The 25207-nt window shown below is 68.0% G+C and carries 31 protein-coding genes and 4 pseudogenes; 13 read left to right on the top strand and 22 right to left on the bottom strand.

The window, feature by feature from the left end; translation table 11 throughout:
• Positions 1-39 precede the first annotated feature (39 nt).
• Positions 40-186, top strand: a complete 147-nt coding sequence (locus ACIBK0_RS46235; RefSeq protein WP_399094736.1) for a hypothetical protein — start codon at positions 40-42, stop codon at positions 184-186.
• 66 nt (positions 187-252) lie between these two features.
• On the opposite strand, the gene ACIBK0_RS46240 is transcribed toward ACIBK0_RS46235, so the two are convergent.
• From ACIBK0_RS46240 to ACIBK0_RS46255, 4 genes are all read right to left on the bottom strand, one after another.
• The gene (locus ACIBK0_RS46240; protein WP_399094739.1) at positions 253-549 is read right to left on the bottom strand and encodes a hypothetical protein; all 297 of its coding nucleotides are present in this window, start codon (positions 547-549) and stop codon (positions 253-255) included.
• A 205-nt stretch (positions 550-754) separates the two neighbouring features.
• Positions 755-1201: a hypothetical protein gene (locus ACIBK0_RS46245; RefSeq protein WP_399094742.1), complete on the bottom strand. Its 447-nt coding sequence runs from the start codon at positions 1199-1201 to the stop codon at positions 755-757.
• 87 nt (positions 1202-1288) lie between these two features.
• The gene (locus ACIBK0_RS46250) at positions 1289-2041 is read right to left on the bottom strand and encodes a DinB family protein (protein WP_399094745.1); all 753 of its coding nucleotides are present in this window, start codon (positions 2039-2041) and stop codon (positions 1289-1291) included.
• A 15-nt stretch (positions 2042-2056) separates the two neighbouring features.
• Positions 2057-2431, bottom strand: coding sequence for a VOC family protein (locus ACIBK0_RS46255; RefSeq protein WP_399094748.1), 375 nt, complete (start codon positions 2429-2431; stop codon positions 2057-2059).
• Between the two features lie 109 nt (positions 2432-2540).
• Between ACIBK0_RS46255 and ACIBK0_RS46260 the strand changes: the two genes are divergently transcribed.
• Positions 2541-3530: a sigma-70 family RNA polymerase sigma factor gene (locus tag ACIBK0_RS46260; RefSeq protein ID WP_399094816.1), complete on the top strand. Its 990-nt coding sequence runs from the start codon at positions 2541-2543 to the stop codon at positions 3528-3530.
• Between the two features lie 36 nt (positions 3531-3566).
• On the opposite strand, the gene ACIBK0_RS46265 is transcribed toward ACIBK0_RS46260, so the two are convergent.
• The 3 genes and pseudogenes from ACIBK0_RS46265 to ACIBK0_RS46275 form a co-directional block, all read right to left on the bottom strand.
• Positions 3567-3779 (bottom strand): hypothetical protein, encoded by a 213-nt coding sequence (locus tag ACIBK0_RS46265; protein WP_399094751.1) that lies wholly within the window; start codon positions 3777-3779, stop codon positions 3567-3569.
• Between the two features lie 516 nt (positions 3780-4295).
• A pseudogene (locus ACIBK0_RS46270) lies at positions 4296-4445 on the bottom strand (IS256 family transposase); the annotation flags it as partial.
• A gap of 386 nt (positions 4446-4831) precedes the next feature.
• Positions 4832-5497 (bottom strand): DUF4097 family beta strand repeat-containing protein, encoded by a 666-nt coding sequence (locus tag ACIBK0_RS46275; RefSeq protein WP_399094754.1) that lies wholly within the window; start codon positions 5495-5497, stop codon positions 4832-4834.
• A gap of 498 nt (positions 5498-5995) precedes the next feature.
• Between ACIBK0_RS46275 and ACIBK0_RS46280 the strand changes: the two genes are divergently transcribed.
• Both ACIBK0_RS46280 and ACIBK0_RS46285 read left to right on the top strand, forming a co-directional pair.
• On the top strand, positions 5996-6214 hold the full coding sequence (locus ACIBK0_RS46280; protein WP_399094757.1) for a hypothetical protein: 219 nt from the start codon (positions 5996-5998) through the stop codon (positions 6212-6214).
• 464 nt (positions 6215-6678) lie between these two features.
• On the top strand, positions 6679-7029 hold the full coding sequence (locus ACIBK0_RS46285; RefSeq protein WP_399094760.1) for a hypothetical protein: 351 nt from the start codon (positions 6679-6681) through the stop codon (positions 7027-7029).
• A 116-nt stretch (positions 7030-7145) separates the two neighbouring features.
• Here ACIBK0_RS46285 and ACIBK0_RS46290 read toward each other — a convergent pair whose 3' ends face one another.
• From ACIBK0_RS46290 to ACIBK0_RS46305, 4 genes are all read right to left on the bottom strand, one after another.
• Complete coding sequence (locus ACIBK0_RS46290) at positions 7146-8537, bottom strand: IS4 family transposase (protein WP_399094819.1); 1392 nt, start codon at positions 8535-8537, stop codon at positions 7146-7148.
• Positions 8538-8831: 294 nt separating this feature from the next.
• Positions 8832-10352: an FG-GAP-like repeat-containing protein gene (locus tag ACIBK0_RS46295; RefSeq protein WP_399094763.1), complete on the bottom strand. Its 1521-nt coding sequence runs from the start codon at positions 10350-10352 to the stop codon at positions 8832-8834.
• Between the two features lie 337 nt (positions 10353-10689).
• Positions 10690-11322 carry a hypothetical protein gene (locus tag ACIBK0_RS46300; RefSeq protein ID WP_399094766.1) on the bottom strand — a complete coding sequence of 211 codons (633 nt, stop codon included), beginning with the start codon at positions 11320-11322 and terminating at the stop codon, positions 10690-10692.
• Positions 11319-11684 (bottom strand): DUF6221 family protein, encoded by a 366-nt coding sequence (locus ACIBK0_RS46305; protein WP_399094771.1) that lies wholly within the window; start codon positions 11682-11684, stop codon positions 11319-11321. The genes ACIBK0_RS46300 and ACIBK0_RS46305 overlap by 4 nt, the downstream gene beginning before the upstream one ends.
• Before the next feature lie 142 nt (positions 11685-11826).
• Between ACIBK0_RS46305 and ACIBK0_RS46310 the strand changes: the two genes are divergently transcribed.
• Positions 11827-12414 (top strand): hypothetical protein, encoded by a 588-nt coding sequence (locus ACIBK0_RS46310; protein WP_399094774.1) that lies wholly within the window; start codon positions 11827-11829, stop codon positions 12412-12414.
• 37 nt (positions 12415-12451) lie between these two features.
• Entirely contained in the window at positions 12452-12661 is a 210-nt protein-coding gene (locus ACIBK0_RS46315; RefSeq protein WP_399094777.1) for a MerR family transcriptional regulator, read from the top strand.
• Between the two features lie 11 nt (positions 12662-12672).
• Here ACIBK0_RS46315 and ACIBK0_RS46320 read toward each other — a convergent pair whose 3' ends face one another.
• On the bottom strand, positions 12673-13389 hold the full coding sequence (locus tag ACIBK0_RS46320) for a hypothetical protein (RefSeq protein WP_399094822.1): 717 nt from the start codon (positions 13387-13389) through the stop codon (positions 12673-12675).
• A gap of 411 nt (positions 13390-13800) precedes the next feature.
• Here ACIBK0_RS46320 and ACIBK0_RS46325 point away from each other — a divergent pair, with 411 nt between their 5' ends.
• Together ACIBK0_RS46325 and ACIBK0_RS46330 are read left to right on the top strand one after the other, a co-directional pair.
• Positions 13801-13995, top strand: coding sequence for a hypothetical protein (locus tag ACIBK0_RS46325; protein ID WP_399094780.1), 195 nt, complete (start codon positions 13801-13803; stop codon positions 13993-13995).
• A 642-nt stretch (positions 13996-14637) separates the two neighbouring features.
• Positions 14638-15051 (top strand): DUF4328 domain-containing protein, encoded by a 414-nt coding sequence (locus tag ACIBK0_RS46330; RefSeq protein WP_399094783.1) that lies wholly within the window; start codon positions 14638-14640, stop codon positions 15049-15051.
• A 252-nt stretch (positions 15052-15303) separates the two neighbouring features.
• On the opposite strand, the gene ACIBK0_RS46335 is transcribed toward ACIBK0_RS46330, so the two are convergent.
• The 3 genes from ACIBK0_RS46335 to sigJ all read right to left on the bottom strand — a co-directional run bounded on the left by ACIBK0_RS46335 (position 15304) and on the right by sigJ (position 17071).
• Positions 15304-15465 (bottom strand): hypothetical protein, encoded by a 162-nt coding sequence (locus tag ACIBK0_RS46335; RefSeq protein WP_399094786.1) that lies wholly within the window; start codon positions 15463-15465, stop codon positions 15304-15306.
• A 99-nt stretch (positions 15466-15564) separates the two neighbouring features.
• The gene (locus ACIBK0_RS46340; protein ID WP_399094789.1) at positions 15565-16017 is read right to left on the bottom strand and encodes a VOC family protein; all 453 of its coding nucleotides are present in this window, start codon (positions 16015-16017) and stop codon (positions 15565-15567) included.
• A 121-nt stretch (positions 16018-16138) separates the two neighbouring features.
• Positions 16139-17071: an RNA polymerase sigma factor SigJ gene (gene sigJ, locus ACIBK0_RS46345; protein WP_399094792.1), complete on the bottom strand. Its 933-nt coding sequence runs from the start codon at positions 17069-17071 to the stop codon at positions 16139-16141.
• A gap of 207 nt (positions 17072-17278) precedes the next feature.
• Between sigJ and ACIBK0_RS46350 the strand changes: the two genes are divergently transcribed.
• The 3 genes from ACIBK0_RS46350 (at position 17279) to ACIBK0_RS46360 (ending at position 19893) form a co-directional block, all read left to right on the top strand.
• On the top strand, positions 17279-17857 hold the full coding sequence (locus tag ACIBK0_RS46350) for an NADPH-dependent FMN reductase (RefSeq protein ID WP_399094795.1): 579 nt from the start codon (positions 17279-17281) through the stop codon (positions 17855-17857).
• Positions 17858-17909: 52 nt separating this feature from the next.
• Complete coding sequence (locus tag ACIBK0_RS46355; protein ID WP_399094798.1) at positions 17910-18755, top strand: nuclear transport factor 2 family protein; 846 nt, start codon at positions 17910-17912, stop codon at positions 18753-18755.
• 115 nt (positions 18756-18870) lie between these two features.
• Positions 18871-19893, top strand: a complete 1023-nt coding sequence (locus ACIBK0_RS46360; RefSeq protein WP_399094801.1) for a hypothetical protein — start codon at positions 18871-18873, stop codon at positions 19891-19893.
• 428 nt (positions 19894-20321) lie between these two features.
• On the opposite strand, the gene ACIBK0_RS46365 is transcribed toward ACIBK0_RS46360, so the two are convergent.
• The 6 genes and pseudogenes from ACIBK0_RS46365 to ACIBK0_RS46390 all read right to left on the bottom strand — a co-directional run.
• Positions 20322-20630, bottom strand: a complete 309-nt coding sequence (locus ACIBK0_RS46365; RefSeq protein WP_399094804.1) for a hypothetical protein — start codon at positions 20628-20630, stop codon at positions 20322-20324.
• Between the two features lie 27 nt (positions 20631-20657).
• Positions 20658-20954 carry a hypothetical protein gene (locus ACIBK0_RS46370; protein WP_399094739.1) on the bottom strand — a complete coding sequence of 99 codons (297 nt, stop codon included), beginning with the start codon at positions 20952-20954 and terminating at the stop codon, positions 20658-20660.
• A 177-nt stretch (positions 20955-21131) separates the two neighbouring features.
• The gene (gene ltrA, locus ACIBK0_RS46375) at positions 21132-22142 is read right to left on the bottom strand and encodes a group II intron reverse transcriptase/maturase (RefSeq protein ID WP_399094807.1); all 1011 of its coding nucleotides are present in this window, start codon (positions 22140-22142) and stop codon (positions 21132-21134) included.
• Positions 22136-22294 (bottom strand): hypothetical protein, encoded by a 159-nt coding sequence (locus ACIBK0_RS46380; RefSeq protein ID WP_399094810.1) that lies wholly within the window; start codon positions 22292-22294, stop codon positions 22136-22138. Before ACIBK0_RS46380 ends, ltrA begins: the two co-directional genes overlap by 7 nt.
• 565 nt (positions 22295-22859) lie before the next feature.
• The gene (locus ACIBK0_RS46385) at positions 22860-23144 is read right to left on the bottom strand and encodes a transposase (RefSeq protein ID WP_399094825.1); all 285 of its coding nucleotides are present in this window, start codon (positions 23142-23144) and stop codon (positions 22860-22862) included.
• Positions 23134-23676: pseudogene (locus ACIBK0_RS46390) on the bottom strand (IS5 family transposase); the annotation flags it as partial. The pseudogene ACIBK0_RS46390 and the gene ACIBK0_RS46385, both read right to left, overlap by 11 nt.
• A gap of 334 nt (positions 23677-24010) precedes the next feature.
• On the opposite strand from ACIBK0_RS46390, the pseudogene ACIBK0_RS46395 reads away from it, so the two are divergent.
• Positions 24011-24406, top strand: a pseudogene (locus ACIBK0_RS46395) (ISKra4 family transposase); the annotation flags it as partial.
• Positions 24407-24427: 21 nt separating this feature from the next.
• A complete protein-coding gene (locus ACIBK0_RS46400) occupies positions 24428-24643 on the top strand; it encodes a hypothetical protein (protein WP_399094828.1) in 216 nt (71 codons plus the stop codon).
• A 390-nt stretch (positions 24644-25033) separates the two neighbouring features.
• On the opposite strand, the pseudogene ACIBK0_RS46405 reads toward ACIBK0_RS46400, so the two are convergent.
• Positions 25034-25207, bottom strand: a pseudogene (locus tag ACIBK0_RS46405) (IS5/IS1182 family transposase); the annotation flags it as partial.

The following is a 25207-nucleotide window of genomic DNA, read 5'->3' on the forward strand; positions in this document are numbered from 1 at the left end:
TGATGTGGTCGGGGTCGGGGAGTTGCCGCGGGAAGTGCCGTGCCAAGACGCGCCCGCGCGGCTAACATCCGGGCCGACGCCGAAGGCCGGTACGCCGGCGCGGAGCCCGGATGGCAGGCCGGAGTCGAGTGGACGCTGCTGTGGATCGAGAACACCGCCGGCCAGCTGACCGAAGGCAGGCCGTAGCGAACCGGTGGTGCGGGCGAGCAGCACGCTGACCTGCCGTGGTCGGGTTCATGGTCGGGGCAGCGGTCAGGGTGTGTCGCCGGAGTAGTAGAAGCGGCACATCACACCCGGGCCGGGCGTGCGCGGTTCATCTCGGTGCGGGTCGTACAGGGCGCGGCCGCCAGGCCACCGCGACAGCTCGGTGGGCAGGGCAGCGCCGTCGTCGACTTCCTCCGGCCGCCAGCCCGTGATGTCCAGCAGCAGTCCGTCCAGCGGCCCGCCTACGAGCGCGGCGTACGTCTGGTGCGGCAGTGGGCCGGGGTCGGGGTCGTCGTGGTCGTGGCCGTAGACCCGGCCGCGCAGCAGCTGCTCATCACCGTTCATCCGACCAGCCTTCCAGCCGCCACCGACAACCGGCCCTGGACGGCGCAGTGCCCGGCCTGGGTGGAGGCGGGCACGCCGTGCTCAGTCAGCGCCTGTGTCAAACCCTTCGATCCCCAGGTGGCTGCCGATCGTGCTCGGGAACGACGTTCTGCCCATCTCCCCTGCCCAGCTGAGGAGTTTGCGTTGCAGCGGAGCGGTTGGCCGCTCAGGTTTGGCACTGCGCCGTGCCGGCGGTAGACCACCCGCTCCAGGCGGCCCCGTCGGCACGGGCGTGTACACGAATCTCGACCTTCACGGGCCCGCACACCCGGGTCGAGCTTCCCACCTCCGTGGGCTCGACAGTCCCACCTGCCGGGACATAGGTGCGAGCGCTGCCCAACTTCACCCAGTAGCCACCGTCGACGACACGGAAGAACGCCTCGTAGGAGATGTTCACCGCCCTGGGCCCTGTGTTGCGCGCCTTGACGTACGCCGTGATCTCCCGAGTGTAGATTCGGCCTTCCTTTCCGCGTTGGGCGCTGATGCAGCCGTTGACGGCCACCCGGCCGGTCGACACACCACCGCCGCAGGCGACTGCTGCGGCGTGAGCGTTCGTCGCAATGGCCAGCATGGTGAGCGCGGCAGCGCTCAGGATTGTTCCGATACGCCTCATATGCACAACCCTGCTCCCTTCGACCCTGATTGCCTCAGAGGAACCATGACGCGTTGAGGCGTGGCGGGCAGCGGCTGATCGAGATCTTCACTCCAACGGAAGTGTCACCTGGTCGCCGACGGCGAACAGTTCGGGTGCCGGTGGGGCAGGCCGCGTGAACGGGCTACCGGGCAGAGTGCGTCGGCGTCGCCGGAGCGGGTCGGCCCCGCCGTGGGTCGGCGGGCCCGGCCGGCTCAGCTCAGCTCTGCTCTGCTCGGCCACCGCCGCCACGCGGTCGCGGTACGCCGCCCACCACTGCTCGTCCGCCGTGGGCAGCCGCTCGGTACCCCGGCGGTAGCCCACCGCGCCGTCGATCAGCTCGCGGACGATGTCGGCGTGCCCGGTGTGCCGCTCGGTCTCGGCGATCAGGTGGACCAGTACCCGGTGCAGGCTGGCGGCACCGGCCTGCGCCGGCCACCACGGGACGTGGCCGACGGCGTCCAGCGGCAGCGCCTCGATGGTCACATCGGCGTGCTGCCAGGCCTTGCGGTAGACGTCAACGATGTACTCGCGGGACTCCTCGGCGGTGGCCCACTGGTCGGTGTTGGGCGCGAGCCCCGCCGGACCCAGGTCCGGGCGGAACCAGGGGACCGGCACGGCGTAGTGCCGGTCGAACACCCAGCCCAGGTAGAGCAGCTCGACGCCGGCCAGGTGCTTGACCAGGCCGAGCAGGTTGGTCCCGGTCGGGGTGAGCGGGCGGCGGACGTCACGCTCCGTCAGACCGTCCAGCTTCCACAGCATGGTCTCGCGGGCATCCTGAAGGTAGCGGCGCAGGTCGGCCTTGGGGTCGATGGTCGTCATGAAGGGTCTCCGATCTCAGGCGCTGAGCAGGCCGACGGGGTTGCCGTCCGGGTCGGTGAACACGGCCATCCGGCCCATCCCGGGCAGGCTCTGCGGCTCCAGCCGGCGGCTGCCGCCCAGCTCCTCGGCCTTGGCGAGGGCCACGTCCACGTCCGCGACCCGGAAGTAGACGACGACCCCGGTGTACGGGCTGCCCGGACCCGCCTGGCCGATCCCACCGGCCGGTCGGCCACCGTCCGCGCCCACCAGCGCGTAGGTCCCGTCCAGCACGTTAACCGGCCAGCCGAACAGCTCCTGGTAGAAGCGGTGGGCGCGCGGCGCGTCAGGGGTCGAGATGTCGAACCAGGCGGCCGTGTGCGGGTATTCGGTGTTCGTGTCGGGGCTCGTCATGGGGTCCTCCTCGGGATGTCGGAACGCACGGTCCAAGAGGTGACTCCTGCGGTGAGGCAGAATCGTCTCTCGTGAGCAGGAATTCTCAGGACCGTCCGCGGCCGCCGACCTGGCACTGGCCCGCGACGGCGACGACGCCGCGTTCACCCGCCTGGTGGCGCCGCTGCGCCGGGAGCTGCACGCCCACTGCTACCGCATGCTCGGCTCCACCCACGACGCCGACGACGCGCTGCAGGAGGCCATGCTGCGTGCCTGGCGTGGCCTGGACCGGTTTCAGGGCCGCAGCTCGCTGCGCGCCTGGCTCTACACGGTGGCCACCCGCACCTGTCTGGACGCCATCGACCGCCGCGGCCGCCGAGCCCTGCCGGTGGACCTCGGCCCGGCCAGCGGCCACGCGGTGATCGACGCCACGCCGTTGACGGAGGTCGCCTGGCTGGGCCCTTACGCCGACGCGGGCCTGCCGGCCGGCCCCGCCGGTCCCGCCGCCAGGTACGAGCAACGCGAGGCGGTGGAACTCGCCTTCGTCGCGGCCGTGCAGCACCTGCCCGGCAACCAGCGGGCCGCGCTGCTCCTGTTCGACGTGCTCGGCTTCTCCGCCGCCGAGATCGCCACGATGATGGACACCTCCACCACCTCGGTGAACTCCGCCCTGGCCCGGGCCCGGCGGCTGCTCGCGGCGAGGGTGCCGGACGTGTCCCAGCAGCAGACCCTGCGGATGGTCGGCGATGCACGGGTACGTGAGGTCGCAGCCTCGTTCGCCACCGCCCTGGAGCGCGGCGACACCGACGCCCTGGTCGCGCTGCTCACCAAGGACGTCACCTGGTCGATGCCGCCGCTGGCACAGTGGTACGCCGGTGTGGACGCGGTGATGGACTTCGCGAGGGCCGTTCCGCTGACCCGCTGCCCGAGCTGGCGCTATCGGCCCACTTCGGCCAACGGGCAGCCGGCAGTGGCGTTCTACGTGGGAGCAGCGCCTGACGTGGTGCACGGGGCCTGGTCGCTCACTGTCCTGACACTACGCCAGGAGCGGGTGGCGCAGATCGTCTCGTTCCTGGGGGCGGAGCAGGTCGTGGACTTCGGGCTGCCCGAGGTGCTCTGAGGGTCGGCTGGTGATCGGGGGCACGAACGGGCCCTCTCAGGCGCAGAGTTCCGCCAGATGCTGGACCACAATGCCCTGTGCCTGCTGCGGGCTCAGCCGCGCCCGGCTCCGGCTGCTGTCCCCGGTGGCGAAGGCCTCGAACCGGTTTTTCCGGAGATCAGTCCGGGAAAGCGCGCACGTGCGTTCAGCCGGGGGGTGCCTCACAGACAGCAGCAGACCGAGCAGGTCATGCGCTTCTTCCAGGGTCAACAGCCGGCCGCTCCATGGTCCTCGACGGGCACGAAGCCGACCTCGTCGAGATCAAACCGATCGCCCTCATTCATGCCCGGCGCAACGCGATCAGGGCCCACCGGTCACGGTCGGGCCCTGATCGCGCATGCGACCCCGGACAGCACACGTTGCCGAGGCCACGACGTGCATGGGTCGTGAAGGGCGGTCGCCTACGCGGCGAAAGGCTCCGCAGGGCTTCAGCCGAACGATCTTCCCTGCGGGCTATAGGTGAGGCCCGGGGCACTGTCCCCTCCACGACCACACCCTGACAAACAGCCCGCGCCGCTCCGGCATTCCCGGCCCCCGGGCGGACACGTGCGCGGTATCGGGCATCTGCCTCCGGGGACGTCGCCCGGCCGCGAACCCCAGATGCCGGGCTACTTACTTCGCGGACGGCATCCGAAGAGGACCTGTCGCAGGGTCGGGTGCTGCCGGGGCAGGTCGCAGCGGCAGGAAGGGCAGTGCCGGCCATCCTCCGGTGGAGCGGACTCCCCGGCCGTATTCGGCGTTGCAGAGGGCATCGGCCTCCGCGGACATGAGCGCGTCGGCGAATGTCTTGACCATCGCGCGCAGCAGATCGGAACTCGCCGCGGCGAGATTGTCCTCGGCGAGAGCGTGCAGAGGCAGACTGTCTGGTGCGGTCATCGTGCTGATCTCCTTCGAGCTTCGACACCTCGAAGATCAGCCGGTGGCCGTTCATCTATGCGGGCCTCATCCCGACGCCGGAGCAAACCCCCGGATCAGGTCGAACCCGTACACCACTTCCCTGGACGCAACCGACCTCCTTCGCTCAGGTCAGCCTTCCGGTTCCCGCAGCGGCGGCGTTGCGCGCCGTCCGACCGTGTCGCAGCTCATAACGTGAGCTGCAAGGCTCCCCGGCCTGTCGAGGTCGTGGAGACTTCCCGCTCTCTCCACGACCTCGACCCGACTCGACCGCCCCGGCGCGGATTTCGTGTGGATCACCGGGCAGAGCAGAGGAAGTGGCCGTCGATGTGGAGTCCGGCCAAGTGCCTGCACTCCCACCCGACAGATCAGAGGCTGCGAGCGGTGATGTCGCCGTGCGTGGAGGTCGCCTTGACGGTCAGGGCCGGGGTGCCGTCGTTCTTCAGCGTGTTGTCGATACGGCCGTAGCCGGTGCCGGCGTCGAGGGAGGCGGAGACGCCGTGGGCGGCGGCGACGGTGATGTCGCCCATCTGCGTGGTCAGGGCGAGGCTGCCGCGCACGGCCTCGGTGACGGTCACGTCGCCCTTCTGGGTGCTGATCTCACTGGGACCGTTCAGGCGGCCGACCGTGATGTCGGCGTCCAGGGCCGTCAGGCGGGCGCTGTCGGCATCGTCGATCTTCACGGTGCGGTAGCCGCCGTCGAAGGAGACGTCACCGAGGCGTCCCACGCCGCGGAACTCCGCACCCTCCGTCTTCGCCTCCACACGGGAGCCGGCCGGCAACTGGACGGTCACCTCGACGCAGCCGGAGGGGCCGAGGATCCGGTTGTTCGCTTGGGGGGCCTCGATGCGCAGGACACCGCTGTCGTAGGTGACCTGGATCTGTTCGGCCGCCTTCACATCACGGCTCTTCGAAGCGTTGGCGGGCAGGACCTCGACCGTGGTGTCGCAGCAGTCAGCGGCGATCAGTTGGATGCGTCCGGCAGGGATGGCGAGAACGGCCTGGACGGGGGCGGGGGTAGCGAACTTCTGCATCACGCAACTCCTTCATAGGCCGGTGCGAGCCCCCTTGGCCCGCATTTTCCGACAAAAGAAACGCTACGTTGCGTTCGTAGATCTGCCAACAAGCTTGTTGCGTCAAAGCATTGTTGTTGCAGGTAGATTGAGGGAAATCATTGCAACGACCCTGACAGGAATGCAACAGACCTGCGATCATTCATTGCAATGGAATGAGAGTGAACGCTCTGGAAGCGGCGCCGCGCAGTACGGAGAACGGAGCAGGGCCGTGTGCAGAAAGAGGCGGTCTTCGAAGCGCCTCGCCGGCGCGGACCCTCCGGGCTCAGAGCGCACCTGCATGGGGTCCTGGTTGCGGGTGCCGTGCATGCACCTGACGCCGGGGCCGGTACCGGGCGACTTCGATGCTCGTTGGGCGTGCATCGGGATCGGGAGGCGGGCTGCGGGGCCCGCCGTTGCGACTCTGGTCGTGGTCGGGAGGCGGTCGGGGGGACGGCGGCTTTACGGGTGGTTCCCGTCGTGGGTGAGACGACGTGGTCGTTTTTGCACCGGGTGGCAGCCGCGTACGTGCTGGAGACCGGTGACCTGGCGGGATCGTGGCTGTGGTCGGGCCCAGTGCAGCGCAAGGACAGTTGGCGTCCGGATGGCGAGGTGTTGCTGGACGAGGCGGCGCAGGAGCAGCTGGCCGGGTGGTGCGGTGTCCCGGCGGGGTATCTGGCCCAGGCGTTGCCGTCGTAGGGAGCGGGGCGGGAGGCGCCGGCCGGCAGGGGCGGGGATGCGCAGGGGTGGGCGCGGTGGCGGCGGGGGGCGTCTGAGTGGGGGCCGGTGGTGTTCGGCTGCTCATTGAACATCCACCATCTTGAATTCGCTGGTCACGGGGCTGGTGTGGGGTGGGTTATGTACTCGCGCTGGTCGGGGGCGGTTGTCTGGCGTCAAGATCGTCTGTCAACGCGCGATCTCGATGTTGGTCAGTACGAGCAGGGCGCGAAGGAGCGTGGTGGCGTGACGGACGTGCAGGCGGAGCTTGGTGAGGATTCTTCAGGTGCGCGAAGGCCTGCTCGCAGACCGCGCGGACAGACGCGATCAGCTTATTGACCTGCTTCTTCGCAGGGATGAGTGGCTTGGTGCGGGCGGCTTTACAGCCGGTGATGACCCCGGGGTTGTCCGGGTCGTCGTCCAGGCCGACGAAGCCGAGGTCACCGATGGCACCCAGCTCGACGGCCCGCAGGCGCTCGACGAGCTTGTTGTGCCCGGAGTGGGAGATCAGCTGGCAGCGCGCCTACCGGCTCGCCCTCGCCCACGTGAAGGGAGGCGGTGTTCTGCCTGCCGGGCCCGGCGAGTTGATTGTGCAGGGTGAAGACCTGGAGGCGTGGATCGGCGGGCAGCAGACGGGATGGGACCGGCTGGAGCCCGCGCAGCAGTACCTCCTGGAGACGCTCGGCATTCAGCCCGCCGGCAAGGACGCTCCGCAGCCCGCGCGCCGCTCGCAGAGCGCGGCATGGAGCGCAACGTCGCGGCCGCCCGTCAGTTCCACGCCCGCGAGGGCCACTTGATGGTGCCACGCAAACACGTGGACACCGTGGACGGTGAATACCATCCTGACTCTTGCGGGCCAGACTGAGCAGTTGACACAAGACGCCGTGCGTGCAATCGAGCGGGGCTTGGGCGGCTAAAGCCCAAGGCCGTGAAGTTCTGGGCTGATGGGTCCTGTCAACAGGATGTCGATGCTGATGGTGGCTTGGTAGGTGCGTCGGTCGACGCGCAGGCTCTTGTAGGCGTAGCGGGACAACGGCCGTTTGACGGCGCGGGGGCTGACGCGCAGGCGGCGGGTGGGCATGAGGTGGTTCAAGACCGCGCGCCCGATGGTGCCGACGAGGTCGATGGTGGTGCCGGCGATCACGCCTGCGGCCTGGATGACCTGGTCACGGGCGGTGTGGAGAGCGACGCTGAAACTGGCGCGGTCCGGGTCGGCCCCGGGGACGGTGCTGGTGGCGTCGGCGATGGCGATCCTTATCGCCTGGTAGACGGTCAGTAGCGCGTAGATCTCTTGCGCGATGCCCGGCAGCGTGCGGGCCCGCAGCACGCGTCGGCTGAGCATGGACTGCTTGATCGCGAAGTAGGCGGACTCCACCTCCCATCTCTCGTGATACACCCTGACCAGCTCGAACGCCGGGTAACGGCGGGGATCGAGCAGGGTGGTGGCCAGGCGGTAGACGCCGGTGTGCCGCCCGGCGGTGGTGGCGATGGTGATCTCGCATTCGATGATGCGGACTTCAACCGTGCCGATCTGGGAGAGGAAGGAGCCGTCGTCGAAGCGGCGCAGGATGGGCGGTTTGCGCACGGCGGAGAGCCCGGCCAGGAAGTCGGCATCGGCGTCGGCCACGGCTTGAAGGAAGGCATTGGTGGCAAATCCGCGGTCCAGCAGCACGACCATGCCTTGGTGCAGTGAGCGCAGCAGGCGGCGTCCCAGGACGGGCTCGCCGGGTTTACGGGGGCCGAAGACCGCGTCGATGACCGCGCGGGTGCCGCAGGCGACCAGGGCGATCAGCAGGACCTGCGGGTAGCCGGAGGCGGCGGTGTACTGGTTGGCCCCTTTGCCCAGCCGGGCCCGCACGTCCGCATCGTCGGCGACGTCCAGGTACGTGCCGTCGATGGCGACCACCAGCAGTCCGGCCCAGTGGGTCCCGGCAGTGCGGATCGCTGAGGCCGGGCCGCGCAGCAGGTCGAACAGGGCCCGCATCGGGCGCACGCCGAGCCTGGTGCGGGCGTGCCACAGCGCGGTCGCGGTCACCGTCGGCACCGGCAGCGTCTCAAGGGCGCCGGTCAGCTTGCGCCACACGGCCAGGTAGCCGCATTCCTCGAACAGCGTTGCTGCGAGCAGCAGGTAGACCACCACCCGGGCCGGCAGTTTCCGCAGCCGCTGCTGCACAGCCCCGGACTCGGCGAGGACCTCGTCAACCATCTCGAAGGGCACGACCTGGGTTAACTCGCCCAGATGTCCCGGGGCGAAGACGCCTTCGGCTACCGCGATTTCACGCGTGATGACAGGCTGTCCGGACAGCGGAGCCTCCGGTTCTTGTGAACGGCTTGTCTTGGCGGACCAGCCAGTTCTACCGGGGCTCCGCTTGTCGCGTCCGACGTCCTTCCAGATCAGCCCTCACTTGCGGCCACAATCCGACCCGTAACTTCATGGCCTTGGCCTAAAGCCCAGGACCGCACAGCCACAGCCGCAACGACGCCGCGCCGTACGGCCCCCTGCTGAGGCCGACGCGCCACGCCCTATGGTGCTTGTTCATGTCGCTCTCCCCCGACGTGGGGGTAGGAGGCTTGCGTTCGCAGGAGGATGTAGTCGCCGTCAGTCGGCCACCGAGGCTCCGAACAGGGCCCCGGTCGCGGGCAGGCCCATGGTGGACGGGCCGAACGAGAAGGAACCGCTCGCGGTGATGCCGCTGGAGGTGGCCGAGAAGACCCACGCGGCACCGTTGTTCGCGTTCTCCGCCCAGTCGCCGACGATCAGGCCGTCCTTCTTGTCGCCGTTGGCGTCGACGAGGGCGGTGTCGCTGCCGAAGCGGTCCAGCTTCTCGGCGGTGCCGGGCACCCCGGCGGTGTTCTGGTTGAACGACTTGATGCCGGTGGTGGTCAGACCGTTCGCGCTGCCGCGCAGCACGAGCACGGTGCCGGCGTCGGTGAGGCCGTCGAAGGCCTCGCCGGGCAGGCCGGTCGCCACGTCGGGGTAGCCGTCGCCGTTGGTGTCGCCGATCGACAGGCCCGAGCCCATGCCGTCACGCCACTCCCCCACGCCCGGTACGCCCGCGGTGTCCTGGTTGATCCACACCGGCTTGCGGGTGGTGGACACGCCGTTCGGGCCGCCGTGGACGACGGCGATCGCACCGCCCTTGACCGGGAGGCCGACGTCATAGTCGGTGCCGTCGACGGAGTGGCCCACGATGATCTCGGCGTGACCGTCCTTGTCGAGGTCGCCGATCTCGACGTCCTCGCCGCGGATGAGCCGGCCCTGGGCGTCCTTGAGGAGGCCCTTGTACGTGAACCCGGAAGGACCGCCCACCAGCAGGGCGACCCCGCCGGTACCGATCTCGCCGTCCTGCTGCCGGGCGCTGACGGCCAGATCGGCAACGCCGTCGCCGGTCACGTCACCGGCGGCCATCGCGAGGGCGTACCACTCCTCGCCGGGGAAGAGGGTGAACCGGGTCGTCCTCGCACTGCCGCCGTCCCGGTGGAACGGGCCGTGCAGCACCGAGCCGTCGCCCGGCGTGTTCTCGTCGCCGTAGTCGTCGCCCCACGCCGCCACGTCCGGGTTCTTGTCCCCGTCGACGTCGGCGACCACGAAGGCGCCGCGGGAGTTCGCCGGCACGTTCCTCAGCAGGGTCGGCGTGGCGGACAGCCCCTTGGGGCCGCCCCAGTTGACGGCCAGGAAACGTCCGTCGTAGCCGCTGATCGGCGACATGTCCACGAGAGACAACAGATCGGCGTAGCCGTCCCGGTCGAGGTCACCGCTGTGCAGGTCACTGCCGTAGCGCGTCTGCGGCTGCGTCGTCGACCGGCTCGACCAGGTCACCACCTGCCTGCGCGAGGTCGACAGCCCGCTGGACGAGCCGTACAGCACGCTGACGGCCCCCGCCTTCGCCTGCCCGTTCAACGTGGTGTTCGGCGCGCCGATCGCCAGGTCGGGGTAGCCGTCGCCGTTGAAGTCGTCGTGCAGGCGCTTTGTGCTGGGCGTGGTGGCGGTCGTGGCGGTGGTCATCGCGGCCGGGGTGGCGGCGTTGACGACGGGAACCAGCACGGCCCCGCTGACCAGGGCGATACCGGTGGCGATGACGAGCCGTCTGCGGCGCCGGGGAAGCGAACGGGAAGCCATGGTTGTCCTGACGTAGGCGAAGAGGAAGGCGCGTGAGGGGTGGCGGGGAATCAGCGCGGGAACGCGTCGCCGATCGTGCCGAGATCTCCGTCCACGCCGCCCAGTAGGACTCACCAGACAGACGGTTGGTTGTGCTGGGGTACGTCAGCTTCACCGCCCGCGAGCCGGACCACCCCGACCACGGGCGCGTCCACCTGGTGTTGGCCCGTCAAGCGGAATTGGCCCCTCAGTGCGCGGAACCCAGGGATCCCGTCCGGCCGCGGGCTCGGGTACAGCCAGGTTGATCAGCCGCGGAAGTCGGAGATACGGCCCCAGCCCGTACCCCCTGCGCGAAGCTCTACTTGGGAGATGGATCGCGTGACGTCTCACCGCGCTTCGCGAGCTGGGCCAGTTCGATGCCGCGCTTGGTCCGCAGCCAGCGGAGGAAGGTGAAGGCACCGGTGCCGATCACACCGACAACGAGACAGTCGGTGCTCAGGAAGGCTCGTGGGCCGTCGCAGTCGATGAGGTACCCGGCCACGGCTCCGCAACATGAGGCCACGACGGCGTTGACGCGGCCGTCCGAGCGCAACACCCAGTCCACTGGGCGCCACAACGGCCGAGTGGTGTCGCTCAGGCGAATCCTGACGGCAGCGATGAGGAATCCCAAGGCATAGGCGTCGCGCTCTCGGGCCGAGAGCTCCTTGCCGGAATCCGAGGGGCCCACCAGGTGCGCCGTCCATTCGGATCGCAGGTGGGCGCGGTGCTTCCCGGCCACCAGCGCCGCCAAGGCGGCTTCGGTGGAGTGAAGTCGCTCTCGTATCACCGATCCCACGCGCTTGCGTGCCTCCGTTTCCTGTACCGCGACGGCAATCAGAAAGCCGACGGCAACCAGCGCGATGAACTGAGGCTTTTCATGGCCTTTGGTACCCATGAACCCCTGGACGTCCGCGCCGACCGTAAGAACCCAGCTCTGCGGCAGGGCCTTCACCAGCGCGATGATGCCAACTGCAGAGCCCCAGGCTCGGGCTGGAAGTCGGGGTGGTCTTCGTACGCCGTAAGGAGCCTGGAGATCACCGGGCTACGGAAATACTCAGGGACACCGGCGATCACATCCACGATCGCCTTCTGCCAGATGGGGAGACCCCTGGCCTCCGCCTCCGCCTTCCACGTCGACCCCTGATTCGCCTCAACCCAGGCCACAAGCCTGCGCTTCGCGGCGACGTCGGCGAGGACCCGGGCCTGCAACCTTTCCAGGTCCTGGCTCTTGCCGGGCTTCACTGCGCGAGCAGCAGCTTCGTCCTCGCGAAGATGGGCCTTGAGGAACACCATCGCGGTCGCGAAATCTCTCATCGCCTACCCCCCTGTCGGCATTGCTGGAGGGCCATCATCCACCTGGATCACAGCCCTTCAGAATCTCTGCCCTGGGGTTCCTGTCTGCTGCGAGCCGTCCACCAGTAGGGCACGAAGGAAAACCGTCCCCCTGGAGGCATCGATGAACATCGCGCAGCACACCTGGCCCCTCTACCACCCGGGCTCCGACGAGCCGGTGCTCCCCGAGCTGCTGGAGGAGGCCCGCAAGGCCAGGGAGGAGGGCGGTTGTCGTCACCCTCCTCCACTGCGAGGCCTCCTGGCACATCCTCTACGCACGTCAGGCCGAGCCGATCCCGGCCACCCTCCGGCGCATGGCGGCCAGGGCGCATGGATTGGCGAACTCGTCGAGTGGACCACCACCTTCGATGCCGCCCTCCTCGTCGTGCCTAATGCTGCGGAGATGCGTGAGCGCGTGTTCGAGGTCGTCAGGCAGCTTGCGTTCTATGAGGCACTGGGGCAGACGCACAGCGAGGCGAACGGCTGGATCGACGTCACGTGCATAGAGGCGCTCGAGATACTCTCCGCCTTCCTGCGCGAGGAGCCGCTCCCGCCGCGATCGAAACCGTTCAGAGATCGCGCGGAGATGATCGCGGCACACATTCGCGGCCCGTCAGGCCCGTCAGAGACATGCTTGCGTTTTGAAGCATCGGTCCGCATAATCGCGATCAGCAGGACCACTGCGTCCTCATGCAGGCCCCGACTCCTCTGAAGGTCCGGGGTCTTTCGCGTTCCCAGGGAGGCCGTCAGTGGAGGACGAAGTCTGGATGACGGTCAAGGAAGCGGCGTTCCTCGCGTGCGTCACCGTTCAGACGGTCTACTCCTGGGAGCGCCGAGGCCACCTGACGGTCGGAGGGCTCGACCACCGGGGCCAGAAGCTCTTCCGCCATCTCGACGTCGCGAGGGCCGAGATGGCCACCCGGGCCAAGGCACAGCGCGTGCTGGTCCCTGCGCCCTGACTGCTAGCTCGTTACGAGGCCGGAGTCTCCGACCTCTGCGGCAAGAGCACGTCATTAACCGGCGGCGCCACTTCGGAGTCAGTCGGCTTCAGCACGCCCTCCAGCTCGGGCAGCTTGGCGGCGGCGAACTTGAGAATAAGCGCCGCTTGGAGATGAGATTTGAGGGCAGAATCGTCGACGCCATCGAGCAGCCGTATCGCTTGACTCGCGTCTCGCTCCACCTTCATGTCTTGCCGAAGAGACTGTGTCTGCGATTCCATATGCTTCAGGGCTTGATCAGCCCGGCGATGGAACAAAGTACCGATGGCAGTCATCAGGAGCCCGGCGACACTCGCCGTGACCGAGGCGTACTGGTCACCCGTGGTATCTGCCTTCAATATCGCCATCGCTACACCTGAGAGCAAGACGAGCCCGCCCAACACCGAACACGACAAACTCACGCTGAAACTACGGCTCGCCTGAGTCAAGCCGTACGCGTAGTACTCGATCAAGAGCCGCGCGAACCGCGTGTCGGCAGTCCCATGGGTCAAGTCATGAGGCGTCGTCGAAGATGCAGCCCCATCCGCACCTTCGCCTTCTGACTCCCCAAGCACCTCGGCACGGAGCCTACGACGCTCCTGATCAACGTTTAGGCCAGGAAGTCTGCGTCCCAGCGACCATGCAACATAAGGCAGTGCGAGGCTGGATATAACGCTCACAAGGCTGATGAAAAGCGATATGGCAGTCATCACGTCCACAGGCCCACTGTGGCAGAAGTCTGCTTCGCTCAACAGCGTTATCGACCAGGCATCACCTGACCGGTCACCCGTCACCACACGTACGTGAGGGGGTGAGCCGGCTGTGGCCCGCACCTTCTCCGCAGAGGACGAGGAGACCCTCCGTCAGCTCCACGCTGACGGCGTCAGCCGCAACGAGATCGCCCGTCAGACGCGTTGGTCCGTCGGCACCATCACGAACCACGCGCAGCGCTTCGGGCTCTCCGTCATCGTCAACAGCGGGCCGACCTGGCGACACTCCCACCCGGCAAAGAGTGCTACCTGTACTTCGAGATGGCAGAGACCACCCAATCCTTCGCCGTCGCGGGGGCCCGGCCTGGCCGGTTCGGGCGTCGCACAACGGTCGACTTCCACTGTCAGGGCATGGGAGAGAGATCGGTACGGATGGCACTCGAGGTCCACTGGCCCTTTCGCGGCGATGCCCGCCGGCAGGCTGTCGACATGGTGACCGTGGTCCACTCCGCGGCCCTGAAGTTCAGTGAGGAGCTGGGTTGCGGTCCCGAGGCCGAACCGCCGGCTACGCCACCGACGGAGCCGATCCAGGAGTCCGCACCATGACGTCGGCCCCGGTGCCGTTGGCTTTGGCGTACGCGTCGAGGTCGCAGGAGTCTTAATGGATGATACAAGCCGGCGGGGCACCGTCCATCGGTTGAGGACGGCGCCCCGCGTTGGCAAAGGATTTGAGGTCTGGCCTCATCTTTATCAGGTCGATTACGACGGCTCGATTGCCTTCGTCTTCTCCTGGTGGTCGCAGAATGAGCGGTCGTGAGGGTCCGGCGTCGACCGCCGAGGTTCGCGCTTGTTGGTGTCAGCCGCTGATGTCAGCTCGCTGGGGCGGTCTTGACCTGCCAAGACGCTGTGTCAGCCGCTTCTCCGGGGGTTAGGATCCGCTGCCGACCTGCGGGGAGTCCGAATGGGCGGCTTCTGTGAGGTGTGAAGTGGCTGGAGCAGTCAGGTTGCCGCGTGGGCAGGCCCGGTTTGCCTGCGGCGCGCTCGCCGCGTTCGTACTGGTGACTGTCGCAGCCGGGCTGGCGGCATGGCACAAGTACCAACTACTGGCGGGACCGCTGACGCCGGGACCATACGTCGACAACCCGCTCGTCGAGGTCGACACGTATTTCAGAAACCTGACGGGCTGGCGGACGGGGCTGCTCCTCATGGTGCTGCTTCAGTTCAGCATCTGGCTCGCCGACATGCGCGATGTCGCGGATACGCCGTCAGGGACAGCGTCGCCGCAGGGTGTGGCTGGTCTTTGGCTGGGTGATACCGGTTGCGCAGCTCTTCGTTCCCAAGATGTTCGTCAACGATCTGTGGGCTGCCAGCCGGCCGAAACCGCAGCGTCGACGTGGACATCCTCTCCTGACGGCGTGGTGGCTATCTGTCCTGGTCGCAGGCAATGCGTATGCGTTCAACGATGCCTCAAAGAATTTGAAGAAGGCCGTCACCGCGACTCAAGCGCGTGATGCCCTGCGGCAGATCATGTTCATCGACGGCCTGGACATCTGTGCCGCTGCGCTGTCGATCGTCGTCGTCTGGCAGCTCATTCGCAGGCTGGAGCGCGCCGCTGCGATAGCGCCCGCTGAGGTCTGGGCGACGGGCCAAACGACATCCTGAGGTCCCGGGGCGCGTGCATGCCCATGCGGGCGGTCGGATCACTTGGGTGAGCCAAACTCGTGCGGGGTCTTGAAAACCGTCGTGGCAGCGATGTCACCGTGGATTCAAATCCCACACCCACCGCACGTGAACGGCCCCTGATCAGGTAAATCGGTCAGGGGCCGTTCTCGTGAGCGTTGTCCGCCAGCGACCGCTGTTCCCCGCTGCTTTCCGACGGAACGGGCACGGGAGGGGCACGTCGACTGGCCATCCCTAGACTGCGAGCAGCCCGGCGAGCGTCAAAGCCGCCACCGCAGAGAAGACCCGCCGCTTCCTCCAGCCCGGTCCCGAAGCCTGGCGGGTCAGCTCCCAGACGGCCACCAGACCGCCACCAAGGCCCAGCGCGCTCCGCAGCAAGAAAACGGTGGTGTGCACAGGGAGCCTCCAGGGACCTTCGAACGGACGGGAAGGCTACCCCTGGTGGTGGTCGCGTGGATGGCCAGCCCCAGAAACGTGCCGCCGGCACCACAGCGTTCAGCCCGCGGTGAGGCCGGAGAATGCTTCGGTCGTGAGCTCCTGGAGCTCGGCGAGCGGGACGTCGCGGAGATGCTGCGTGAGCCCCCACCGATGACCGAAGGGGTCGAACAGCTGACCTTCTCGCTCGCCCCAGAAGGTGTCGCTCAACGGGCGAATCACGGTGGCCCCGGCATCGACGGCCCGCTGCCAGGTGTCATCGACATCGTCGACATGCAGGTAGATGGCACCGTAGGTGCCGCCGAAGTGCAGCGGCCCGAAGGACTCCATCTCGGGGAACTCGTCGGCCAGCATCAGGGTGAGCGTCCCGATGCGGACCTGGACGTGGATCAGCCGGCCGCCCGGTACCACCAGCCTGGTGAGCTCCGTGGCTCCGAAGGCTTGTTGGTACCAGGCGGATGCCTCGTCCGTGCCGCGAGCGGTCAGGTGCAGGGTGTGGGAGTTGAACGACATCGGTGCTTCCTTTCTGAGATCTGGGTGCGGCCGGTTCGAGCACGGCATCAAAGCGCGCCGACGGCCCGACCGATCGACGGCCTTGCAGCGGGAGTTGTCAGGCTCGAGGTCGACGCGCGCCTCAGCTGCCCCATGACTGCAGCTTGTCCGGGTTGCGAATCGCCCAGATACGTCGGATGTGGGACTCGTCGATGTCGAACGCGTACACGGTCAGCACCTCACTGCCGTTCACCGCGACGAGGCCCGGTTGGCCATTGACGGTCCGCTCAAGGAGGTCGAGTCGGCCCGCGAGACCCGCCAGGTGTACCAGGAACTCCGCAACCCGAAGGTGGCCCTGGACCGGCACCGGCGAGGCCATCGCGCGACCGCCACCGTCGGCGATGGCGACGACCGACGGGTCGAGGAGTCGTACCAGGGCATCAACGTCCTTGGCCTGCCACGCCTGCCGGAACTCACCGACGATGGCAGAACGCCGCCGCGCCCGTGCACCGCCGGTGCGGGCAGCAGCCACTCGTCGACGACCCGACGAGGCGAGTTCGCGGCAGGCACCCGGCGTGCGGCCGACGATCTCTGCGACCTCGTTGAACGGCACCCGGAAAACATCGTGCAGCATGAAGGCGACGCGCTCGGCCGGCGTCATCGAGTCGAGCACGACCAGGAACGCCATCTCGACGGACTCGTCCAACGTGATGTGGTCGGCGGGATCTCTCGCCGTCGATCCGTGGGAGAGCGCGCTCCACTCGGCCCGCGCCGGCAGTGGCTCTGGAATCCACTCACCGACGTACCGCTCTCGGCGCATACGCGCCGAACGGAGCTGGTCCATGCAGATCCGGCTCACGACGGTGGTCAGCCAGGCTGCGGGATTGGCGATAGCGGCCCGGCGCTCGACAGATTGCGCGAACCAACGGGTGTACGCCTCCTGGACGGCATCCTCCGCCTCGGTCAGCGAGCCGAGCAGCCGGTAGGCGATATTGGCGAGGTTGCGCCGCTCCGCCATGAGCGGCTCGTCCGCAAGGCGTGCCGGAGCGTCTTCGTTTCCGCCTGTGATGTCCATTGGGTCAGCGCCTTTCGCTCGCCACGTATGAATCCTCCTGCGAGATACGACGGATCAGGACCCGCAAACGTCAGCGGGCGACCACGGCGGCCCGTCTCCTGACGATCGAGGCCACTACCGCGTCGGTGTGGGCGTTGGCACAGCGGTCGACCACAGCGGCGACCGCGTGCCCATGGTTCGCCCCGATTCGCGACAGGAGAACGCATCATGACCAAGATCGGCATCATCATCGGCAGTACGCGTCCGGGACGGCTCGGCACGCAGGTCGCCGGGTGGGTCCACGAAGTCGCGGCGCGGAGGTCCGACGCCGAGTTCGAGCTCGTCGATCTCGCCGAGTTCCGGCTTCCGCTCTTCGACCAGCCGGTTCCACCCGCCATGGGCGGAACCGGAGGCCCCGAGGCACAGGCCTGGGTGCGCACGATCGATAGGCTCGACGGATTCGTGTTCGTCACGCCGGAGTACAACACCCAGCTCCCCGGCGCACTCAAGAACGCCATCGACTTCGTCTACGCTGGCTGGGCGAACAAGGCCGCCGGGATCGTCGCCTACGGCGTCGTGGGCGGCGCCGGGTCCGCGGCCCAGTTGCGGCAGATCTGCGGTCTGCTCGGGCTCGCGGACGTGCCGGCCCAGGTCTCCCTTCACCTGGCCACGGACTTCGAGAAATTCACGGTGTTCACTCCTAGTGAGTCCAGGGCGCGCTCTCTGGAGGAACTGCTCGACCGTGTCGTCGCCTGGACCGCGGCACTCGAGCCCGTGCGAAGTGCCCACGCGGCGTCCATCGCCTGAGCTGCCTCCCCTGAGGGACAACCGATTGAGACCAGAAGGGAGAGGATCGATCATGCCTCATCTCACCGTCCACGCTCTCGAGCCTCAGATCACCGGGCACGAGAACGACCTCATCGCCCGGCTCACGGACGCGGTCACCTCCGTCTACGGACAGTGGGCTCGCAACCTCGTGGTCGTACAGCTCGCGGGACTCGCGGTCGGCCGCTGGGCCGTCGGCGGGGTCGCGCGCCATGAGGTAGCGCCGACCGTGACGCTCGCCATCCGAGAGAAGGCGCTCACCCGGGCCGACGGTCCGCAGATCGCGGCCCGGCTCGTCGCAGCAGTGACAGACGCAGTCGCAATGGCGCTCGGCGAGCAACATCGCGGCAGGATCGTCGTCGACCTGGTCGCCACACGCGACGACCGCACCGCCGTCGGCGGCCGTCTCGTGAACGAGGCGGTGATGAGTGAACCGGACGAGCTGAGGGACCGCGTCGAGATCGAGGCGCTCCGCGCGGAGTTCACGGACGCGGCGATGATGAATGACCACGATCGACTTGCCTCACTCTTCATGCCCGACGGCGTTGTCCGAATTCCGGACGCCGGCATCGAGGCCGCCGGCCGCGACGGCATTCGGGGTCTCGGGCAGCAACGTGAGGCCAGCTTCGAGGTCTTCGCCCAGACGACCCACCCCGGGGTCATCTCACTCTCAGGAGACACCGCGACCGGCCGCGCCTATCTCTCCGAAGTCATCCGGATTCGTGGTGGCGCCTCGCACCTCAATCACGCGATCTACCACGATCGCTACCAGCGCACCCCAGACGGCTGGCGCTTCGCTGAACGCGCGTATGAGATTCGTTATCTGGACTCGACGCCACTCGCCGGGAGTCCTGGTGGATCCGTCGCGGATCACGGATAGTCGCATTCCGCGCAGGACTCGTCACTGAGGGGTTGAGCGGCGAGGACCGGCTCCAGGTCCAGCTCAACCTCTCACAGCATGTCGACACGACTCCCCCAAGAGCTTCCTTAACCGCATGACCCGATCCAGCAACCCGGACAAGCGCCCGCGCCGACTCACCGTGCTCGCCATAGGGGTGACCACGGCGATCACCCTCTCCGCGTGCGGCGCAGGCTCGGACACCGGCGCGGCCGGCAGCCCCAGCCCGAGCGTGAGCCGCACTCCGCAGGGCGTGGTGACGCAGGAGACCGCCAAGAAGGTGCTCGACAACTACGAGAAGATCAACAACGAGGCCAACAAGACCCGGGATGCGAAGCTGCTGGGCACGGTCGAGGCCGGGCAGGTCCACGAGGGCTCCAAGGCTGACTACACGCTGTTCTCAACCTGGTCGGCCACGAACCGCACGGCGCATGGAAACCCGTTCTCCTACAAGAATCGCTCCTACTACCGTCCCCCAGCCGGTACCGCGACCTGGTTCGCGGTCAAGGCCACGGCGTCCTTCGACAGCAAGCAGGACGTCCTCATGGTCTTCGACAAGGTCGCCGGAACATACAAGATGGTGTTCGCTCTGTGGGCCGGCGAGGCTCCGATACCCGCGATCACCGTCGACCGGTACGGGCTCGCCTCCGTTGCCGACCCCTCCCAGCCCGTCGGGACGCTCGCCCCGGACAAGCTCACCGGCGCCTACGAGGACTTGATCGAGACCGGCGGCAAGAAAGAGGGAAAGCAGCTGGCCTCGACGAAGACCTCCAAGGGCTCACTGAGCCTCTACGACAACCGTGACAAGGGCGCCGAGGCCCGCTGGTCCACCAAGAACTTCTTCGCCGCCAAACCCGCGTATCCGAAGGTTTATGCGCTGGAGTTGGCCGACGGGGGCGTGCTCGCTGCGTTCCCCACCGCGCACACCCAGGAGTCGCTGCTCAAGCCGGCGTACCGGGGCTCCTTCCAGATGGGCCCCACCAAGGAGGAAGCGGTCTACAACCCGTCGAAGAGGGCCGTGATCACGGATACCTTCCAAGGCCAGGGCCTGGCCGAGCTGTCACCGAAGGGCAAGCCCAAAGTGACCGTCATGAGCTACAAGATGGTGGACTCGCGCTGACAAACCACCGGCCCGGGACCCTCTCGGCCACTCCCGCATCAGCCGGTGCGCAACCCTCGCACACGCCCTCCCGGTTCCGTACGGTTCGGCGATGCGCAGTGCCCAGCGTCGCGGCAGGCAGCCACTTGCCGGGGGCGCAGAGTCTGCACAGTGATCTCTGACTGCGCACTGGTGGTCTGAGCAGGGATTGTTCTGATTGTGCATCGGGCTCGGACTGTCGCGGGTCCGTTGCGCAGCCGGCCCGGGCACCGAAGTCAACCGGGCGTGGACGACGTGGAGTTGGAGACGGAACAACTATTCATCAGGACCTGCTTACTTCCGCCACCGACCGAACCGCTGCCGCCCTGTAGGCCGGGGCGCTTCCTGCCACAAGCCTGACCGACCTCGGAGGACCGTACTCGCATGTCCCACTTCGTCATCCCGGCCCGTTAAGCTACTGCTGCCACCGCGCTGTTCATCACAACAGGCTGCTCAGGTGGCAGCGGCCAGGACCCCGGCCCGCAGGACAAGCCGCGCGCGGCGGCCAGCCTCACTTCGCCGTCGCTGAGCGCGACCCCGGGGAGCTCCGCCGCCCGGGCCTGATCGTCCTCGGCAACTCCGAGCATCAGCACTCCGCCGGCGGTGTTGGCCAAGACCGCCATATCACCAGCCAGGTCCCGCTTGGCCTTGTCGTTGCCGCCGTAGAGCTCCTGACCGAAGGCAGGCCGTAACGAACCGGTGGTGCGGGCGAGCAGCACGCTGACCTGCCGTGGTCGGGGCAGCGGTCAGGGTGTGTCGCCGGAGTAGTAGAAGCGGCACATCACACCCGGGCCGGGCGTGCGCGGTTCATCTCGGTGCGGGTCGTACAGGGCGCGGCCGCCAGGCCACCGCGACAGCTCGGTGGGCAGGGCAGCGCCGTCGTCGACTTCCTCCGGCCGCCAGCCCGTGATGTCCAGCAGCAGTCCATCCAGCGGCCCGCCTACGAGCGCGGCGTACGTCTGGTGCGGCAGTGGGCCGGGGTCGGGGTCGTCGTGGTCGTGGCCGTAGACCCGGCCGCGCAGCAGCTGCTCATCACCGTTCATCCGACCAGCCTTCCAGCCGCCACCGACAACCGGCCCTGGACGGCGCAGTGCCCGGCCCGGGTGGAGGCGGGCACGCCGTGCTCAATCAGCGGTCGGGTCGCCCGGGGGAATCTCACCCCCGGGCTCCCACAGAACCGTGCGTAACAGTCTCCCGTTACACGGCTCTTGCCACCTTGATCACCAGAACATCGGGGTCCATGCCCAGTGGGCGAAGAGCCTCGGGTGCTGGCGAGTGATGCGCTGCCAGCACGCGTGGGCCTTGTCGAACCTCCGGAGCCGTCTGTACTTCTTGCGGATCCAACGCATCAGGTAGGCGTTGATGCGCTTTAGGAGACGATGCAGTTCGGAGCGGTAGAACGCCCCGTAGTACTGCATCCAACCGCGCACGATGGGGTTGATCTGTCGTGCGAGCTCGAAGAAGGTGAGGTGCATCCGCATGTGGAGCCGCCATGATCGGACTTCACAGCTGATCTTCTTCAGGGCGTCCTTGCTGATCGCGGGCAGGAAGTTGGTGAAGACCTCTCCGTTCCGGTTCCACGCCGAGCGGGCTCGGAAGGTGTATCCGAGGAAGGTGAACGACGTGTGCTCGGAAGAGCCGCGCCGTTTCCCGTCCTTGCAGTACACGATCCGGGTCTTGTCGGGGTGCAGTCGCAGCCCGACTTCTTCCATCTTGTTCCCCAGCGCTTCGAGGACCTCGCGGGCCTGGCGCTCGGAGACGCAGTGCACGACCGCGTCGTCGGCATACCGCTCGAACTGGATTCCCGGATAGGTCCGGGTGAGCCAGAGGTCGAACGCGTAGTGCATGAACAGGTTCGCCAGCACGGGCGAGACCGCAGACCCCTGAGGGGTCCCTCGGTCGCGCTTCTGCAAGGTGCCGTCGGGCAGTTGAAGCGGCGCACGAAGCCACCGATCAACATACAACTTCACCCAAACGGCGTCAGTGTGAGCCTCCACAGCCTTGACGATGAGGTCCCAGCGGACGCTGTCGAAGAACTTCTGGATGTCGAGATCGATCACCCAGTCGCGCTTCCAACAGCGTCGCCGGCATGTTTCCACGGCATCCAGAGCCGACCGCTTCGGCCGGTATCCGTAGGAATCTTCGTGGAAAGCTGGATCCACTCGGATGCCCAAGTGCCTGGCTACTACGGTTTGCGCGACCCTGTCGGCGACGGTGGGAATTCCTAGCATTCTCGTGCCGCCGCCGTGCGGTCATCGACCACGATGACCCCGCCCTCGTGCGGAGCCGTCGCCGGCTGCTCGCGCAGCAGCTCAAGCCGCCGGTCGTTGACCTGCTCCGCCTCCCAGGGCGACTCGGACAGGAAGAACTGCAGCCGCTGCACCCCCGGTATCCCCGCACCGGCCACCGGCTCCGCCCCTGCCAGGCAGGTGATCGCATGAACTCCGGTCGGTGACGGGAGAGATGGGCGTGGTTCGTCCGCTCGTCTGGCTCGTGGAGGTGGCTGGTGCCGTCGGTGCTCGGTCTGCTGGAGGCCCGGGAGAAGAAGGTCCGGGAAGAGATCGCGCGGCTGCGGGAGGAGGTCGAGCGGGTGCAGGCCACGCTCGCCGAGGCGGAACGCGCGCTTCAGCGGCTGGTGGATGCCCGGGCAACGGTGGCCGAGGTGCTGGCCGAGCCGCCTTGCGTGGTTGCGGAGCCGGCGCGGAGCGCGGTGGCGGGCTCGCCCGTGCCGCGGCGGGCCAAGGGCATGGCGGCGTCGGTCCTCGCGCCGGACTACCAACGGATCGTGTCGGTGCTGAAGTCGGAAGCGGGCCGGGAGGGCATGCGCTGCCAGCAGTTGGCCGTGGCCCTGGGCCTGGAGGCGGTGCCGGCGAAGGTCGAGGGGCTGCGGTCGAAGGCGAAACGCCTGGTGGAGCGGGGGTGGGCCCTCCAGGTGCGGCCGGGAGTGTTCACCGCGCTTGCGGAGCCGGCCGGCTGAAAGCACCTGGGCGGCGTCCCGCGAGGAGGCGGCCGCTCATGAGCATGGTCATCGACCACAGGACCATGGCTTCGTGCATGGCGGGCCGGGTCTCGTAGTCGCGCGCCAGGCGACGCGAGCGCATCAGCCAGCTCAGCGTTCTTTCCACCACCCACCTGCGCGGCAGCACCACGAACCCCGTCGTGTCGTCGGTGCGTGACGATGTCGAGGGTGAGCTGGAGCTTCTCGCGGGCCCAGTCGACCAGGCTGCCGGCATAGCCACCGTCCGCCCACACCAAGCGGATGGAGAAGTACATCTTGCGCAGCCGCTCGAGCAGCGGGAGGGCGGCGTCGCGGTCCTGGACGCTTGCCGCGGTCACCGCGACGGCCAGGACCAGGCCGAGGCAGTCCACCACCAGGTGCCGTTTGCGGCCGCCCACCTTCTTTCCGCCGTCCCAGCCGGATGTCGAGCGCGGGATGTTCGCCGCTGCCCGCACCGACTGCGAGTCCACGATGGCGGCCGTCGGGTCCGGCAAGCGGCCCTCTTTTTCCCGCACCTTGTCGCGCAACCGATCGTGGAGCTCGGCGAGCAGCCCCGTGACCTGCCAGCGGCGGGCGAAAGCATGCACGCGCCGATATGGCGGGAAGTCCGCGGGCAGGCTGGCCCACTTGATGCCGTTGTCGACCACGTAGCGGACCGCGTCGAGCATCACGCGGTCGCAATAACCCTCCGGCCGCCCGCCCCGCCCCTCCAGCCAGGCGGGAACCGGCAGCACAGCCCGGACGACCCGCCACTCTGCGTCCGTCATGTCGGAGACATAGCACGCGGTGCGGTCCGGCCGGTCTGCCGCGTTGCCGAACCTGTGCGCGAGGCAGTCACACGACAGGGAAGGCGAGTTGGACTCCAGGCACGCGAGCGCGAAAGACTGCGACAACAGGGCCTCCTGGTGCTTGGTTTGGTTCGCACCCCCCAGCTACCAAGAGGCCGTGCTGTCATGCGCCGGTTCTCGCGCCATCACCCGATCAAGAACCCTGTTCGACCAGACCAGCCCGGTGATCGATAAGCGGATGGCGTCTCAGCCCAGCTGGGGAATTACGTGAAGCTGATCATGAAGATCGTGGGGAATTACATGACCGCTGACACTCACCGCGATCCTCGCCGGACACGCCGACCGAGCCGCCGCCGAGATGACCGCCCAGGCCGCAGCCGAACAGCTTCCCGCCACCCGCCGCGAAGCCGTAATCACCTGCCACCGTTACCTCACCGGCCACCTCGACCAGCTCCATTACGACACCGCCCTCGCGGCCGGCTGGCCGATCGCGACCGGCGCTGTCGAAGGCGCCTGCCGCCACCTGATCGCCGACCGCCTCGACATCACCGGCGCCCGCTGGGGACTTGACGGCGCCGAAGCCGTCCTCCAGCTCCGCGCATTGATCACGAACGGCGACTTCGAGGGCTACTGGGCCTTCCACGCGGCCCGTGAACATCAACGCCTCTACCCCGGCCCCGACCAGCAGAAGTACAGCCTCACGGCTTGATCCCGACCGTCACTTCAGAGGATCCGCACCCAACGGCAACTGCTGCACCTGCTGACCTCCGGCCTCAAGGACGAGGCCGCCGCCCGGCACCTGGGACTCAGCCTGCGCACCGTGCGCCGCCGTATCGCCGCCCTGATGGACCGGACCGGGGCGAACACCCGCTTCCAGGCCGGGTACCTGCTGGGGTTGGGCTCCACCACTGCCCCCGGCCGCAAGCCCAGCCGTCCGGCCGGCTGACCGGAGGGCCGTCCCCACGCTCCTACGGACCTCGCCGCGGCGTACCGCGAATCGAGAGGCACCGACATCAGCGCCTGGAGGAGGGGTACCAGCGGGGCCCTTCTCCGGCGACCTGTCCTGACTCTGGGGCTACCTCACGGCTCCCCTGGCCTGCTCCTGGCTCCCCCTCGGTTTGCCTCCACACCCCCCATACCGACGGCGCGGGCCGTCCTGTGCGCACTGCGCGGCCCCCAGCCCCTTCCCGACGCAATCTGGCGCGTGGCGGCGCATCGAACCGGCACTGCCGGCCCCTGCCAGTTGGCCGGATCCGTGGACTCCGCGGCTCGACGAGCTGCCACGCCCGCGGAAGCGGGCACGGTTGGAACCCATGTAGGTGCCTTAGGGGTGCTTTCAGAAAGCCGGGTGTTTGCGGGCGAGGGTCATGCAGTGGGGGCGAGCTGGAGGAAGGCGTCGTGCATGTCATCGCGTACTTCCCAACGGATCCGCAGCCGGCGGGGGCCGTGGAGCCAGGCGATGGCGGACTCGGCAACCCACCGGGCTCGACCCAGGCCCGAGCCGTGCGGT

This window comes from Streptomyces sp. NPDC050564, assembly GCF_044457265.1.
Classification (GTDB): domain Bacteria; phylum Actinomycetota; class Actinomycetes; order Streptomycetales; family Streptomycetaceae; genus Streptomyces.